The 15,120-nt window shown below is 50.9% G+C and carries 15 protein-coding genes; 4 read left to right on the top strand and 11 right to left on the bottom strand.

The genetic code is table 11. From position 1 onward, the window contains the following. Nucleotides 1–18: 18 nt before the first annotated feature. The 4 genes from PEH01S_RS18165 to PEH01S_RS18150 are packed head-to-tail and all read left to right on the top strand — an operon-like array spanning nt 19 to nt 3,415. Complete coding sequence (locus tag PEH01S_RS18165) at nt 19–618, top strand: DJ-1/PfpI family protein (protein ID WP_127487220.1); 600 nt, start codon at nt 19–21, stop codon at nt 616–618. 42 nt (nt 619–660) lie between these two features. Continuing rightward, entirely contained in the window at nt 661–1,656 is a 996-nt protein-coding gene (locus PEH01S_RS18160) for an ABC transporter substrate-binding protein (protein WP_025848424.1), read from the top strand. Next, the gene (locus PEH01S_RS18155) at nt 1,653–2,636 is read left to right on the top strand and encodes a FecCD family ABC transporter permease (RefSeq protein ID WP_025848426.1); all 984 of its coding nucleotides are present in this window, start codon (nt 1,653–1,655) and stop codon (nt 2,634–2,636) included. Before PEH01S_RS18160 ends, PEH01S_RS18155 begins: the two co-directional genes overlap by 4 nt. Nucleotides 2,637–2,638: 2 nt before the next feature. Continuing rightward, nucleotides 2,639–3,415 (top strand): ABC transporter ATP-binding protein, encoded by a 777-nt coding sequence (locus PEH01S_RS18150; RefSeq protein ID WP_127487218.1) that lies wholly within the window; start codon nt 2,639–2,641, stop codon nt 3,413–3,415. A 69-nt stretch (nt 3,416–3,484) separates the two neighbouring features. Here the strand turns inward: PEH01S_RS18150 and PEH01S_RS18145 are convergent, their stop codons facing one another. The 11 genes from PEH01S_RS18145 to opp1B form a co-directional block, all read right to left on the bottom strand. Next, entirely contained in the window at nt 3,485–4,294 is an 810-nt protein-coding gene (locus PEH01S_RS18145; RefSeq protein ID WP_025848432.1) for an inositol monophosphatase family protein, read from the bottom strand. A 57-nt stretch (nt 4,295–4,351) separates the two neighbouring features. Further along, the gene (locus tag PEH01S_RS18140) at nt 4,352–5,464 is read right to left on the bottom strand and encodes an ABC transporter ATP-binding protein (RefSeq protein WP_127487215.1); all 1,113 of its coding nucleotides are present in this window, start codon (nt 5,462–5,464) and stop codon (nt 4,352–4,354) included. A 1-nt stretch (nt 5,465) separates the two neighbouring features. After that, nucleotides 5,466–7,175, bottom strand: coding sequence for an ABC transporter permease (locus PEH01S_RS18135; protein ID WP_218032710.1), 1,710 nt, complete (start codon nt 7,173–7,175; stop codon nt 5,466–5,468). Nucleotides 7,176–7,219: 44 nt separating this feature from the next. Next, entirely contained in the window at nt 7,220–8,305 is a 1,086-nt protein-coding gene (locus PEH01S_RS18130; protein WP_164827920.1) for an ABC transporter substrate-binding protein, read from the bottom strand. 36 nt (nt 8,306–8,341) lie between these two features. Beyond that, entirely contained in the window at nt 8,342–9,145 is an 804-nt protein-coding gene (locus PEH01S_RS18125; RefSeq protein WP_127487211.1) for a Cof-type HAD-IIB family hydrolase, read from the bottom strand. Next, a complete protein-coding gene (locus PEH01S_RS18120) occupies nt 9,142–10,152 on the bottom strand; it encodes a LacI family DNA-binding transcriptional regulator (RefSeq protein ID WP_025848442.1) in 1,011 nt (336 codons plus the stop codon). The genes PEH01S_RS18125 and PEH01S_RS18120 overlap by 4 nt, the downstream gene beginning before the upstream one ends. A 244-nt stretch (nt 10,153–10,396) precedes the next feature. Then, entirely contained in the window at nt 10,397–11,605 is a 1,209-nt protein-coding gene (gene cntE, locus PEH01S_RS18115) for a staphylopine family metallophore export MFS transporter CntE (protein ID WP_127487209.1), read from the bottom strand. A 24-nt stretch (nt 11,606–11,629) separates the two neighbouring features. Next, entirely contained in the window at nt 11,630–12,373 is a 744-nt protein-coding gene (locus tag PEH01S_RS18110; RefSeq protein ID WP_127487207.1) for an ABC transporter ATP-binding protein, read from the bottom strand. A 2-nt stretch (nt 12,374–12,375) separates the two neighbouring features. Further along, on the bottom strand, nt 12,376–13,182 hold the full coding sequence (cntD, locus tag PEH01S_RS18105) for a staphylopine uptake ABC transporter ATP-binding protein CntD (protein ID WP_127487205.1): 807 nt from the start codon (nt 13,180–13,182) through the stop codon (nt 12,376–12,378). Nucleotides 13,183–13,189: 7 nt separating this feature from the next. Next, complete coding sequence (gene cntC, locus PEH01S_RS18100; RefSeq protein WP_127487203.1) at nt 13,190–14,083, bottom strand: staphylopine uptake ABC transporter permease subunit CntC; 894 nt, start codon at nt 14,081–14,083, stop codon at nt 13,190–13,192. Next, entirely contained in the window at nt 14,084–15,016 is a 933-nt protein-coding gene (gene opp1B / locus PEH01S_RS18095) for a nickel/cobalt ABC transporter permease (RefSeq protein WP_127487201.1), read from the bottom strand. It abuts the gene before it with no gap. Nucleotides 15,017–15,120 lie beyond the last annotated feature (104 nt).

The raw sequence follows: 15,120 nt of genomic DNA, 5'->3' as shown, positions 1-15,120 counted from the left end.
CGTGAGGGGGCGGTCTGCGTGTGTTATCCACGGGATGTAGGGATACTCTTATTTCATGAAGCAGAAGTCTTAGACTTTGCGGGTCCCTTTGAGGTATTCTCCATTACCGAGTTAGCGGAACGAAAAGAGAAGGCTTTTCGTGTAAAAACGGTATCGCACTATGGAGGTTTGATTAAAGCCCGGAATGGGCTCATCGTTAAATCGTATTACAGCTTCGAAACAGCCCCCTTATTTGACATCCTTATTGTTCCTGGCGGTTATGGAGCAGAGGAGATCGAAATCCACAATTCGGATCTCATTCAATGGCTTCAAGAACAGTCCACAAAAGTAGAACTTCTTGCATCCGTCTGTACAGGAGCGTTTCTTCTCGCAAAAGCCGGACTTTTGGATGGTCTGCCGGCAACAACTCACTGGATGGATATAGACCGGCTTGAAACTGAATTTCCGGACGTTACTGTTGTAAGGAATACGAAATACGTCGATGCAGGTCATATCATCACTTCCGGCGGTATATCGTCAGGAATCCAGATGTCTTTGCATATTATACGCCGTTGGATAAGCGAAGAAGCGGCTTTAAACACCGCAAAGCGATTGGAATATGATTTGACCGGCATCTAATTGAGCCGAAGGACAATTAAATTTGTTGGAGGACTCGTTTCAATGAATAAAATCGCATGGTTGTTCTTGGCTGCTATCTTCGCAGCTTGTCTTGCTTCCTGCAGCAAGACACCGGAACCGGCTGCAAATATGGGGCAGGCTGCCGCAACCGCTAAAGACCCAGCCTCTGCCGCACAAGCCAACTTTTACAGTTTCCAGGACAGCACAGGAGAGCAAGTCGCGCTGCCTAAGAAACCGGAGCGAATCGTGGTTCTCAATACGGAAGTGCTTGAATTGTTTTACCAACTGGGAGGTCGAGCCGTGGGGCGCGCAACCGCACCTGGGATTGTGGTTCCCGAAGCCGCAAAAGATGCGAAGGAAGTCGGCGACATCAATAACGTGAGCCTGGAACAAATCATGAGCTTGAAGCCGGATTTGGTCATCGGGCACCCCATGTTCCATACGAATCTCAAATCATCCATGGCATCCGCCCATATTCCGCTGGCGCTAATCAAAATCGAGAGTTACAGCGATATTCAAACCGCAGCCAAGTGGGTCGGCAACATGACCGGAAACGAAGCCCAGTCTCTCGCGGCTCTTCAAGAGACGGATAAGAAGTTGCAGAATATCGTTGCGAAACTCACGGGCCACGGTCCCAACTACGCTGTGATTACAATCATGCCTATGGGAGTCTTCGTGCAGAAATCTTCCTCCATAGCCATCGATATGGCGACTATGCTGAAGATGAAGAACGTCGCCGACGGCTTGCCTTCGGGGAATATGCCAAGTTCGGCCCCGTATAGCTTGGAGAAGCTGGTCGCTCTGGATCCGGACTATATTTTTCTTCTTGTTCATGGCACGCAGGAGTTCGGCAATCAGAAGCTCAAATCGGATTTGGAAAATAGCCCGGCGTGGAGCTCGCTTCGGGCAGTAAAAGAAAAGAAGATGTTTTTCCTGCCCTCACCTCTGTTTGTAACGAATCCGGGATTGCATATCGATCAATCTTTGGAGACGATGGCCAAGCTCGTCTACCCGGATACGTTCCCTGCAAAAGAATGATAACAACCAGCTCCTGGAAACTCACGATCATTGCTCTGTTTGCCTTGAGTGCCATCGGCGGCACAGCCTTCAGCTTGTCGGCCGGCGCTGTAAATGTAAGCTTGGCAGACATCTGGGATGCGCTCCAAGATCCTGCGGCGTCTCACCGGGATGTGATCTGGAATATTCGCTTTCCCAGAACACTGGTCGCCGCATTGATCGGAATCAACTTGTCTCTCTCCGGTGCCATATTGCAAGGCGTGATGAGAAATCCGATGGCAGACCCGCACATCATCGGTGTTTCTTCCGGGGCGGGACTTGTCGGCATAGCGGTGCTGATCTTATTTCCTTCTTACGCCTATTTGTTGACGCCCGCCGCTTTCCTTGGCGGAATCGGCGCAGCGTTGGTGATTTACCTCTTGGCCTGGCAGGGAGGGATTAGCCCCGTGCGGGTTGTTTTGGCGGGGGTAGCGGTGTCGGCCTTCTTAAACTCCGGAATCTCCGCTTTGCTCACGTTTTACAGCGATCGGGTGAATGGAGCGCTTCTGTTCATGGTCGGGGGGCTGGCGACCCGGAGTTGGCCCCATGTATCTCTGCTGATCCCTTACACGTTGCTAGGTGGAACGCTTGCACTCATAGGGGTCCAAAGAATGAACGTCTTGCTATTAGGCGATGCCGAAGCGAGGTCATTGGGGCTCCGTGTCGAAGGAATGCGCCTTTATCTGCTCGCTGTTGCCACGTTGCTTGCTGCCAGCTCCGTCAGTGTCGTGGGAATGCTGGGATTTGTCGGGCTTATCGTTCCCCATGCGGCACGACTGTTAATTGGAAGCGACTATCGGTTCTTGCTTCCAGCCTCCGCCTTGCTTGGAGTGACGGTTTTGACCATTACGGATACGTTGTCCCGCATCATGTTCGCTCCTGTAGAGCTTCCATCCGGAATCTTGATGGGGGTCCTCGGTGCCCCCATGTTCTTATGGCTGCTGAGAAGGAGAGGTGCTTAGGAATGCTGAAGGCTGAAAATCTCGCGATCCGATATGGAGACTCAACGATCATTAAATCTCTTGATCTTGAATTGAAACAGAGCCAAGTGACCAGTATTATCGGACCAAACGGCTGCGGGAAGAGTACTTTGCTTAAGGCGTTAGCACGTCAAATGCCGAGATACGAAGGAACCGTTTATTTAGACGGCAAAGATGTCAAACAGTGGCAGGCAAAGCCATTTGCACGACAACTGGCTTTCTTAATGCAGAGTCATGAACAGCTCGGGGATATAAGCGTCAAGCATCTCGTGTCCTTCGGACGCTTTCCCCACAAAAACCTCATGAAGAGGATGAATGAGGATGACCTGCAGATTGTGGAGCGGGCCTTAAGCTTAACGGGGATAAAGCATCTCGAGGAAAGAACCGTTTCAACGCTGTCGGGAGGGGAACGGCAGCGGGCGTGGATCGCCATGGCCCTTGCTCAACAACCGGGTATCCTCCTGCTTGACGAACCGACAACCTATCTCGATATTTGCCATCAGCTTGAAATCATGGAATTGGTTAAACTACTGAACCGTACATACGGCCTTACGATCGTCATGGTTTTGCATGACTTAAACCACGCCTCGTCTTATTCAGATCAAATCATCATGATGAACAAAGGGAGCATTTTTGCGTACGGCGCGCCAAATGAAGTTATGAATGAAGGTTCTATAGGCGCTGTATTCGGCGTACGCGCCAAGATTCATCCGGACCCGGACAGCGGAGTTCCGTTGATTCATTCCATGATGTTGATGTGAGGCTGAAGCTTCCCATCCCGCCTTAGAGGTACGGGAAGCTTCTTTATTTTCCTTTCCCTTCGGATATGCTTAAGCTTCAACGAGCTTCATATGGTCCAGCATCTGCTCCTGCACCCGGCCGTTGCTGGCCACGATATTTTTCATAAACAACCGGAAAGGCTGGCCGGCCGCATCGGTAACGGTTCCTCCCGCTTCCTGGATTAGCACAATCCCTGCCGCCGTATCCCATACGCTAAGCCCGTATTCCCAGTAGGCGCCGAGCTTTCCGGATGCGACATAAGCAAGCTGCAAGGCTGCCGATCCCATAGACCGGATCGATCTGCATTTGGGGCTCAGCTTGCCGAGACACTCTACCACGGCGGCACGGGCGCCTTCATCCGTCGGAAAGCCGGTGCCGATCATGAGCTGCTCCAGCCGGTTCGCGTCCGAGACCGTTATTGGGGAACCGTTGACATACGCCCCTGTGCCTTTTTCCGCCCAATACAGATCCCCCGATGACGGATCATAAATGACGCCAAGCACAAGCTCGCCCCGACAGGCCAGCGCGATCGATACGGTGAAGCCGGGAATCTGATGAACAAAATTGCTTGTGCCGTCGATCGGGTCGACAATCCATAGAAAAGGCACCCGATATACTTTATCCAACTCGCCGCCGATCCCCCCGGCCTCTTCAAACGATTCCTCTTCCCCCAAAAAGGCATGCCCGGGATATTGTTCCGTAATCCTCTGCCGGATGAGTTGTTCGGCTGCCCGGTCCACTTCCGTAACCAAATCAAAGCTCGAGCTCTTCTCGTTGGTCACATAGGGCGCATCCAATTTCGATTTAATCAAGGCTCCCGCATCCAGGGCAATCCGCTTCGCGAAGTCCAGATGATTCATATGGATCCCCACTTTCTCCAGCAATCTTCGGTAAGTAGTTGTCATGTGCGGTGCTTTTTATGCACTACCGGCAGGAAGCAGCGTAACCGAATCGCCGGACAGTCCCAACCGGATCGCGTCGCCTTCTTTTTTCGGGTCGTACCGGTGCCGGTCATAATCTATGACGAATACGGTCTGTCCGCCAAGCGCGATCTCGTATTCGACATAGGGTCCAAGATAAATCGCCCTTTCCACTGTTCCTTCAAATATTCCCTGAGGATCAATCTTCCATAATTCCGGCCGGATCACGCAATCCACCCGATCGTGCGCGTTCACCTCAAGCTGCGGATCTTTCGGCACGGTCAGACGCTGGCCCAGTACCTGAAGTCCGATCATGCGGCTATCCGTTTGTTCGACGACCGCTTCGAGAAAATTCGCCTTGCCCATGAAGTTGGCTACGAATTTGTTGACCGGCTTCATGTAGATGTCCCGGGGAGAACCGATTTGTTGGATTTCTCCTTTGTTCATGATGACGACCTTGTCCGAGATCGCCATCGCCTCCGACTGATCATGCGTAACGTACAGACTCGTTATACCGAGCCGCTGTTGAATTTTCCGAAGCTCGTCGCGCATATACTCCCGGAGCTTGGCATCCAGGTTGGATAAGGGCTCATCGAACAGCAGAACCTTCGGCTCGGTCACAACGGCCCGCGCCAAAGCCACCCGCTGCTGCTGTCCCCCGGAGAGCAGCGACGGCAGCCGGTCTTTCATTTGGTCCAGGTGCATCAGCGAAAGCACGCTGTCCACACGCTGCTTCATTTCAGCCTTAGGGATTTGCTTAATGCTGAGTCCGTAGGCCACATTGTCATACACCGTCATATGAGGAAACAGCGCATAACTTTGAAACACCATGCCGACGTCCCGCTTATTGGGCGGCAAATGGGTAATGTTTTGCCCGTTGATGGATATCGCGCCGGACGTGGGCGTTTCGAAGCCGGCCAGCATCCGCAGCGTCGTCGTCTTGCCGCAGCCCGACGGGCCCAACAGTGTCACCAGCTCGCCCGGCTCGATGTCGAGCGATACCCGATTGACTGCATATACCGGCTCTTCCCCCGGTTGGCCGGGAAACTGCTTAACGATACCTGAAAACGACACTTTTGAGGATTGAACGGTTTGCAAGGCGATACTCATCTTAAGAAGCCCTCCTCTTCTTCGCTCCAAGTTGATTGACCATGAGCTGCAAAAAGCCCAATGCCGCCATAACAATGACAATAAGGATGACGCAATAGGCCGCCGCTACCCCCAAACGGCTTCCCTCGACCTGAGAAAGAACGGTGACCGTCATCAAATTCCAGTTCACGGAGACAAGGAAAATGATGGCGCTGATCGAAGTCATCGACTTCACAAAAGAGTAGACGAGGGCGGAAAACAAGGCTGGACGCATAAGCGGAAGCGATATTTTCCGAAACGTCGTGTAGCTGTTTGCGCCGAGTACGGCCGACGCTTCTTCAATCGCCGGGTCCACCTGACGCAGACTGTTCGTGCCCCCTTCGATGCCGACCGGCATGTTGCGGAATGTCAGGCAGATGATAATGATCGCAGCCGTGCCGGTGAGCAGCAGCGGCTTTTCGTTGAAAGCAAGAATATATCCAATCCCCACAACGGTGCCGGGAACGGCAAAGGTCAGCATGGAGCTGATTTCCATCCACTTTTTCCCGATAAACTTTTTGCGGATGATCAGGAAGGCGATTACCATGCCCAGCATGGCGGTAATCGGCGTTGAAATGACGGAAAGCAGCAAAGAATTCGTAATCGAATCAAATCCGCGCGAGAACACATACTTGAAATTGTCCAGCGTGAGCGTGTTATTCACGCCCCAGATTTTGACGAAGGCGCCCCAGAAGACGGTCCCGTAAAAAACGAGAATCGCGCCGGTGATCAACCCGCAGAATGCGAATAACGGCCATACAATATAGCGCTCGCGAATTGGCATCTCCGTATGGGAGGGCTTGCCGGTGACGGTGACGTAAGACTTTTTGCTAATCCAATATTTTTGAATAAAATACGTCGTCATCGACGGGAACAATATAGCGATCGCCATCATCGCGCCACCGCGCAGATCGTACATGCCGGTAATTTGCATGTACGCTTCCACAGCCAGGGTGGAATAGTCCCCGGCAATGACCATCGGGTTGCCAAAATCCTCGATCGACTTGATGAATACGAGCAGCAGCGAACTGAACACGCCCGGGATGGCCAAAGGGAGCGTAACGGTTCGAAACACCTTCCAGCGGGAAGCCCCCAAATTCAAGGCCGCATTCTCCACGGCCGTGTCAATGGACTCCAGCACCCCCTTCAAATTCAAATAGGCAATCGGAAAAAAGGAGAGCGTCTGAATCACAATTAAACTGGTCAAACCGTACACGTTCGTCCCCTGCCATCCGAATAAGCCATAGGTCACGACGCCGTTGCGTCCGAATAACAGAATCACCGATAATGCAATGACAAAAGGCGGGGAGATGATGGGAAGCATCGCGATCAGATGGAAAAAAGCTTTGCCCTTCATGCTGGTCCGGGTATTCGCGTAAGCGAATACAAAACCGATGACGCTGCTCGTTAACGCCGCAATCACACCAAGCTGCATGCTGTTCCAGAACGCTTTGAGGAAAGAACTGCTGCTGAACGTTGCCGCCACGGCAGCCAAATCAAGCCCTTCATCTCCGGCAAGCGTGATCTTGAATACTTGGTAAATGGGATATACGGCAAACAGAAAGAGCGATACAAAAATAAGAACGATGAGAGCGAGCAGCCAAGGCTCCTTCCGCATCTGCTTGATCCTTAAGGACAATTTGGAAGCCGGCGATATGCGGTTCAGATTAGCGGCTGTTTCATAGCTGGCCAATGAATACACTCCTTTCTGGTCGGGACGCTTTGCGTGACTTAGCGCTATTTTGCGGCATCGTTGCCCTTGATTTTGTCATTAAATTTGGCTACAAGCTCCTTCCTTTTCTGACCGGCCCAAACGGCGTCGTATTTGCCAACCTTCAAATCGCTTATTTTCGTCAGCCCCGCGGATACATTCGCCTCCGTATTCACCGGGAGCCGGTAGGACTTATATTTGTCGTACAAATTTTGCGCTTCCTTGCTGATCGCCCAATCGATGAACTTTTTCGCATTGTCCAATTCGGCAGCCGGCGCGTTCTTAATCAGAGCGGCAGCTCCGACTTCATAGCCGGTGCCATCCTTCGGAAACACAAGGGCGACCGGATATCCCTCCATCTTCGGCTTTAAAATGTCATGTGAAAACGAAATGCCCACGGCCGCTTCGCCCAATCCTACCTGCTTCGCCGGCGCCGCGCCCGATTTGGTATACTGCAGCACGTTGGCGTCCAGCTTTTTCATGTAATCAAATGCTTTCTCCTCGCCCATCATCTGAACCAGCGAAGCGAGTACGGTATAGGCAGTACCCGAAGAGCCGGGATGGGATATGGAGATGTTCTTTTTGAATTCCGGCTTCAGCAAGTCCTCCCACGTCTCGGGAGTCTGGATATTGTTTTTCTTGAGCCAATCCGTATTGACGGCAAAACCGAGCGGGCCGACATACAGCGGTGTCCATAAGCCGTCCTTGTCCAAATATTCCTTCGGCAGCTTATCGATGTCCTTCGGCGTGTAAGCTTCCAGCAGCCCTTCCTTTGCCGCCGCAACGAACGTATCCGACGGGCCGCCGTACCACACGCTGGCCTGCGGATTGTTCTTTTCCGCCTGCAAGCGGGCAAGCGTCTCGCCGGCAGACAAACGAACGAATTTGACCTTGATCCCGCTTACTTCCTCAAATTCATTCGCATAATGGATAACCTCATCTTCGGGATAGGCGGTATACATGGTCAGCTGCTTCGACGACTTAACGGCTGCCGGTGCTTCCGTCTTCTTCCCGTCGGCGCCGGCCTTATTGTCTGCCGGACTGCAGGCTGTCATTCCGATTGTGGAAAGTAACAGAACGCTTGCACCAATCGCATGTAAACTTTTTCTCATACGAAACATCATCTCCCTTGTCTATTTCATATAAATTCATGCTTCCTTTTCCATCGGAATCCACTCGTTAATGACTGCCCGTAGGGCGTGATCTTCGTGATGCACCGTCAATCTGTCCGCCACTCCCTTGAGCGGCAGGCAGGCGTTCTCTACGGCAATGCCGCAGTCGGCCTGCTTCAGCATCGTGAGATCGTTCAAATTGTCACCCACCGCGATCGTGTATAAGCCTTCCACCCCCAGCATATCCACCAGCTCCCGAAGTGCATCCCCCTTGGTCGCGCCTTCCGGCAACAGCTCCAAGTAATTCGCTTCCGAATAGACGGTTTCACAGCGGACTCCGCTCGCTCTGATCATCGTCTCAAGCTGCTCCAGCTTGGCAAGGGGCGCAATGAACAAGATCTTCGTGATCGGCTCGTCGATCCATTCCTCCCGCATTTCCTTGCAGCGAACGCCGTCTTTACGCTCATGAAGCCGCAATATTTCATTGCGCGCCGGGGTATACACATCGCCGTCACGGTAAACCAAAATGGCCGTTTGATCGCAAGCCCCCTCGATAAAGCGCTTCCAAAGTTCTTTAGGAACGAGAAGCCTCTTCTCCCGAAGGACCTCTCCCGTAACCGGCGAATAAATTTTGGCACCGTTATATAAAATGATTGGCACGTCAATTTCCAATTGCCGGGCATAGGGAAGGACGGCGGCTTCCATCCGCCCGGTCGCCAATGTAAATAAACCTCCCCTCGCCTTAAATTGTTTGATCGCCATTTCGTTTTCTTTGCTTATGTTTTGCCACCGATCAAGCAGAGTACCGTCCATATCCGTCACGATCAGCAATTTGTTCAATGTGTTAGCCTCGCTTTACAGGTTTTTCGAATAACGAGCTTTGCTTCCATCAAGTCGGATTCGGGCGTTTGCTCCTTGTTCGCAATCATTTGGAGCAGCATCTGCGCAGCCCTTACGCCCATCTCTCTGCGAGGCTGTTCCATAGTCGTCAATTGGATCCAATACAGACCGGCGTATTCCAGATTGTCAAAGCCCATCACGGACAGCTTGTCGGGAACCGCAATCTGATGCATCGCCAGCCATTCCAGCGCGCCGATCCCGAGCAGATCGTTCGCCGCAAACACGGCGGTCAAATCCGGATTGTGATCAAGCAGCCGGCCCATCGCCTCGCGCCCGTTGTCAATGGTGCGCCCTCCCAAGATCATGTGCCCGGGACCCGGATCGATTCCGTGCATACGCATCACATCCGTGTAGCCCCTTAGTCTCTCGTTCCCAATAAAGGAAGTTTGGGGCATCCCGATAAATCCAATTTGCCGGTGGCCCAGCTCCAGCAAGTATTGCATCGCTGTCTTCGCCGCTTGATAATGGTCCACGTCGACAAAAGGAAAAGACAAGCCTGCCGGGGGCCTCCTTCTTAAAAATACAATCGGGATTTCCAGATTGGACAGCAGCTCGCTAAACTCCTCATCCATATAATCCGGCGTCAGGATCAACCCATCGAATTGCCGTTCGACTGCATTTAATAAAAACTGCTTTTCTTTATCCGAATTCCGGTTTCCGTTTCCGAATACAACCTGATAGCCGTGCTCAAACAGCGTTTCTTCAACGGCATTGGACAAGCTTGAAGGAAACGGATCGGAGATATCCGGAACGAGCAAACCGATTGTAAATGTTTTCTTCTGAATTAATCCTTTGGCCAGCGCATTGGGACGGTAATTATATAGTCGAATGGCTTCCATCACCTGCTGCTTCGTTTCCTCGCGAACATCGGGGTGATTGTTCATCGCCCTGGACACCGTGGAAACCGAAACGCCCAAATGTTTGGCAATATCTTTGATATTAGCCACTATGTACCTCCGTCATCTTTTTTTGCAAACGTTTCCGGTAACGTTTCCGGTAACGTTTGTATTTATCTTAACTCATTATTAAAGCGCTTTCAATACCTTTGGCAAAATTTTTTTCTTGCTGCGGCAGCCGGGCAAAAAAAACATCCGACCTCGCTATCGCTGTCGGATTCGGCTATATTCGTTATTTTACTCGGTTTTCCGCAAAATGACGCATCGCACCGCCGCGTAGTTTTGGGGAAATCCGTCACTTCGGCAAGCTCGCTTCTTCATTCGGACCAGACAACCGTTTTCCCCGATCATAGGCAAATACGATCATCGACGCGCCCAAGATCGCGCAAAGCGTATACATCAAGGAATAGGAGGAAATATCCGCGACCGGTCCCATCACGACGCCTCCCAGCGAAACGCCTAAATCAGCCGTGGCAATAAATAGACCAATGAACACATTGCGATTCGCCTGCGGCAGAACAAAGGTCAAGTATGTTGTTAGTGTCGGATAGAGGAGTGCCTGAGCCGTTCCCATTAAAACGGCGCCCGTATAGAAAAAGACAGCGCCCCCTGTCACCGCAAAGCTTACACATTCCGCCGCTGCCGCCAGCAGAAGCATCGTCCCCATGATAAAGGACGAATGCCATTTGCCGTCCGAAGGAATTTTTTTTCTCAAAGCAAAACGCGCCAACACCACGGTGCCCGCCTGAAGCATGAGATAAATTCCGGCATTGCCGCTTTTTAATTGCGCAGCGTACAACGGAATAAAGGCGGTAACCGCCCCAAATACAATGGAAGCGGCCAGCATCAGGACGCTGCATTTAAATAAATGCGGGTTTTTCACCAACTGGGCAAACGACTTAAACATACTTGCTCCCTGCGCCGTAGCGGTTGGAACAGACGAAGCCTCTTCTTTTTCCATTTTGGCGCTGTAGCCAAACGCCCCTGTAATGAGAGCAATGGCTACCATCGCTGCGGTAAAATAATTCATATTCCCTGCTTGCCAAATGCCTAACGCCAGCAGAGGGCCAATCATGCCCGGGATATAAGAGAATAAAGAGTATAACGAAATCCCTTGGGAGCGATCCTTCTCCGGCAGCGCATCAATAATGCCGATCTGCAGCGCCATCGAAAAAAAAGCGGTCGACACGCCCTGTAAAATACGGGCAACCAAAAAGCCGCCTAACCCGCTGATCGTATACAGGATTAAGGCAAAGCCGTTGATCATCAGAATAATGCGCAGCACGCGGATCGGCCCGTGCTTCTGAATCATATGGCCCGCCCACGGCCGAAAGAACATGGTCGTAAACAAATACGCTCCCATAATTAAACCGACCGTTGTATTGCTGGCTCCGAGCGATTCCCCCCGCAACGGGATAATCACATTCAGGATGGAATTGGCGCTAAAATAAAGCAGGGTTAACACATATAAACGCAAAAAAGGCCAAGATAAAGCTCCGCTCACAATGTTCTTTCCTCCTAATATCAGCTAAGCGATGATCATCTGCAATAATTTTTGGGCATATTCCGACCGAACGTCTTTTAATTGTTCGATATGGGCCGTCTCTTCGATTTGACCGTTTCTAAAAATGACGACTCTGTCGCAAATATAGGCGGCGGCCTGAATGTCGTGAGTGATAAAGAGGTAGCTCATATTGTAAATTTTTCTGAATTCCTTTAATAACTCAAGCACTTGGATTTGTACCGACCCGTCCAGAGAGCTGATGGCTTCATCGAATAAAATACATTTCGGTTCAGCGGCGATAGCTCTTGCAATGCACACCCTCTGAGCCTCTCCTCCGGATAGCTCATGAGGATATTTTGTCCGATAGGACGGACTCAAGCCGACTTGATGCAGCAGACGGTCAACCTTGCTTGGATCACCGGTTTGAACCTTTCCTTGCAGGGTTAAAGGCTCCATAATGGCTTCTTCCACCGTAAAAAACGGATTAATGGAGGAAGTATAATCTTGAAAGACAGCGCTGATCTTCCCTACGCGCACCCTTCGATCCTGCACGCTCTTTCCTTCAAACAGAACGGCGCCGCGGTCAGGCTTTTCAATCCCCAGGATCAAACGTCCCAAGGTTGATTTTCCGCTTCCGCTTTCTCCGATAATTCCAAGACATTCCCCCGGCTTGCATTCAAAACTGACATTCTTTAACACGGTTTGCCTTTCTCGGGAAAACAAACCGCCTTTTCTATAGGATTTCTCCACGCCCTCAATGCGCAGCAATGTTAACTCCTCCCCATGATTCTCTTAAAATGCTGGCTCAGCCCCCGCTTGGCGGATACCAAATATCGGGTATATTCATGCTGCGCTTCCGAGAAAATGGTTCGGGCAGCCCCTCTTTCCACAATTTCCCCATCCTTCATGACCAGAACATCGTCGGCCATTTTGTGGACGACCCCTAAATCGTGAGAAACAAAGATCATCGAGCACCCCATTCGCTCCCGCAATCGAATCAATTGTTCCACGACCTCAAATTGTGAGATCGTATCCAGCGCCGTGGTCGGTTCGTCCGCGATGATCACGTCCGGCTCTAATACGAGGGCCAGCGCAATCATCACCCGCTGCAGCATTCCGCCCGATAGCTGGTGCGGATACTTATTCATCACCTCAATCGGGTTTTTCAGCATCACGCTTTCCATCGCATGTTTCATTTTGGCTTCGATTTCATTCCTGCCCCAGCCGAAATGTTCGGCAAGCGTCTCTCTCAGATGAACGCCGATGACACACGAGGGATCAAATGCGGTCATGCCGTTCTGCACAATCATACACAGCTGTTTTCCCCGCTTCTTCCTCATTTCTTTTTCGGGAAGCAGGGTTAAGTTTTCACCTTTGAACACAATGTCCCCGGATTGGCGAATCCAAGGTTTATTCAATCTCATGATCGCTCTGCAAGTGACGGACTTTCCGCTTCCGCTTTCTCCCACGATGGCCAGACAGCTTCCTTGCTTTAGCTGAAAGGATTGATTGGAAACGATCACTTTCCCGGTGGCGCTATCCCATAATTTCAAATTTGCGATTTCCAATAGATTCATAAACCGGTTAAGCCACCTCTTTTCCTTGAAGCGCCGCGTTAACGGCTGCGGCCTTTTCTTGAAGCTTACGATGGGAGGTTCTTAATTTAGGATCCACAGCAGCCCGGAGCGCATCGGACAAAAAATTAATTGCCGATACGACAACAATGATGGCTAACCCCGGGGCTAGCATGAGCTCCGGTCTGGAAAACATGACCTCCCTTGCCTCGTTTAACATCATGCCCCACTCGGCAGCAGGAGCTTGAATGCCTAACCCGAGGAACGAAAATCCCGATACCTGCAAAATCATCGAACCAAAAGAGCTGCTTGCAATGACGACGATATCGGCGAATGTAACGGGAATAAGGTGCTTATAAATAATTTGAATATCGCGGACACCCGATGCTTTGGCGAACTTGACATATTCCGCTTCGGCATACTGCATAACGGACGTTCGGATGACCCGGGCAAACCACGCCCATTTCATCAAAACAAAGGCAATCAATATATTTTCAAGTCCTACGCCTAAAATACCGACAACTGCCAAGGTCATCACGTATCCCGGAAAAGAAAGCATCATATCGCAGACTCTCATCAAAACGGCATCCGCTTTTCCCCGGAAGTAGCCCGCTATAAAGCCCGGAACAGCCCCAATCCCAATAGATATGGCTAACGCTACGAACACCCATAACACGCTGGGGCGAATTCCATAAATTAATCTGGATAAAATGCATCTCCCCAAGTGATCGTTGCCTAGCAGGTATTCCCACGATGAAGCTGCATACCGAAGGTCCATGTTGACCTCCTCCGGGTCATGCGGCGCAAAGAAAGGGGCCCCTATCCCCACAACAACGGTCACAACCATGATGAATAAAGATAACGCGGCCAGCTTATCTTTAAGTAAACTTTTTAACAGTTTCATTTAGAGATCCTTTCTTAATCTGGGGTTCATCGCCGCATTCATAATATCCGAAATGGTGTTAAACAAGACAAAGGCCGCCGCCAACACAAGAACATACGCCTGGATCATCGGAAAATCCCGGCTAAGAATCGATTTAACGCTCAGACTTCCCAGCCCCGGCCAGGCAAAAACATTTTCTACCACTACCGTACTTCCCAATATAATGGGGATCGCCATACAAAAGACGGAAATGGCGACCTGCAACGAATTTCTTAAAATATGCATCGTCATTTTCTTCTCCGGCAAACCGCATGCTCTGCCGTACAGGACATAGTCTTCATTTAATTGACTTAGCATCGAGCTTCTGACGATTCTAAAATAAATGCCTGCATAACCGACGGCGATCACAATCACCGGTAAAACATAGCTTTTGTACGAATCCATCCCGCTGGTGGGCAGCCAATCCAGCTTCACGGAAAAATACCAAATCAGCACCGCCGCAAGCCAATAGGACGGCATCGCTGTGAGGAAAAAGGAGACGCCTCTGACCGACTTATCCGTCATTTTTCCTTCTTTCATCGCGCAGATCACGCCCAGCGCAATGGAAAGCGCAATAATGACAACAACGGAAACGAACGTCAGCTTTAATGTATTCGCAAAAGCCGGACCCAGCAACGACCATACCGGTTTTCCCGTGACGTAGGAGTTCCCGAAATCCAGCCGCAAGCATGCCATGATCCAATCGAGATAGCGGATCAGGAAGGGTCTGTCCAGCCCCAGCTTTTCTTTCGTCTGCGCAATTAACTCATCCGTTATCGCGGGAACGCCTTGCGCTTGGAGCACCACTTCGGCCGGGTCCAAGGGAGACAAATTTACCAAAACAAACGTCATAAACGAAATGATGACCAGCAAAGGAACGGACAGGAACAACCTTTTAACGATGTAACTTCCCATAGAAAATCTCCCCTACTATCGCTTCAGCTTCATCGCCTGCTCATAAAGGGGATGCTCTCCCCTCAGAGTGTTGAGAAAGTGGTTTTGAACCATTATAGAGAAAA

The organism is Paenibacillus ehimensis NBRC 15659 (assembly GCF_004000785.1).
Taxonomy (GTDB): domain Bacteria; phylum Bacillota; class Bacilli; order Paenibacillales; family NBRC-103111; genus Paenibacillus_G; species Paenibacillus_G ehimensis.
Note: the sequence above shows the minus strand (reverse complement) of the source record. Positions and strands in the feature narration are given on the sequence as shown.

What these genes read in the sequence shown, in the direction of transcription:
- PEH01S_RS18160 (WP_025848424.1), top strand. Translation starts at nt 661, where the DNA reads ATGAATAAAATCGCATGGTTGTTCTTGGCTGCTATCTTCGCAGCTTGT.
- PEH01S_RS18155 (WP_025848426.1), top strand. Translation starts at nt 1,653, where the DNA reads ATGATAACAACCAGCTCCTGGAAACTCACGATCATTGCTCTGTTTGCC.
- PEH01S_RS18150 (WP_127487218.1), top strand. Translation starts at nt 2,639, where the DNA reads ATGCTGAAGGCTGAAAATCTCGCGATCCGATATGGAGACTCAACGATC.
- PEH01S_RS18145 (WP_025848432.1), bottom strand. Translation starts at nt 4,294, where the DNA reads ATGAATCATCTGGACTTCGCGAAGCGGATTGCCCTGGATGCGGGAGCC.
- PEH01S_RS18140 (WP_127487215.1), bottom strand. Translation starts at nt 5,464, where the DNA reads ATGAGTATCGCCTTGCAAACCGTTCAATCCTCAAAAGTGTCGTTTTCA.
- PEH01S_RS18130 (WP_164827920.1), bottom strand. Translation starts at nt 8,305, where the DNA reads ATGAGAAAAAGTTTACATGCGATTGGTGCAAGCGTTCTGTTACTTTCC.
- cntD (WP_127487205.1), bottom strand. Translation starts at nt 13,182, where the DNA reads ATGAATCTATTGGAAATCGCAAATTTGAAATTATGGGATAGCGCCACC.
- cntC (WP_127487203.1), bottom strand. Translation starts at nt 14,083, where the DNA reads ATGAAACTGTTAAAAAGTTTACTTAAAGATAAGCTGGCCGCGTTATCT.
- opp1B (WP_127487201.1), bottom strand. Translation starts at nt 15,016, where the DNA reads ATGGGAAGTTACATCGTTAAAAGGTTGTTCCTGTCCGTTCCTTTGCTG.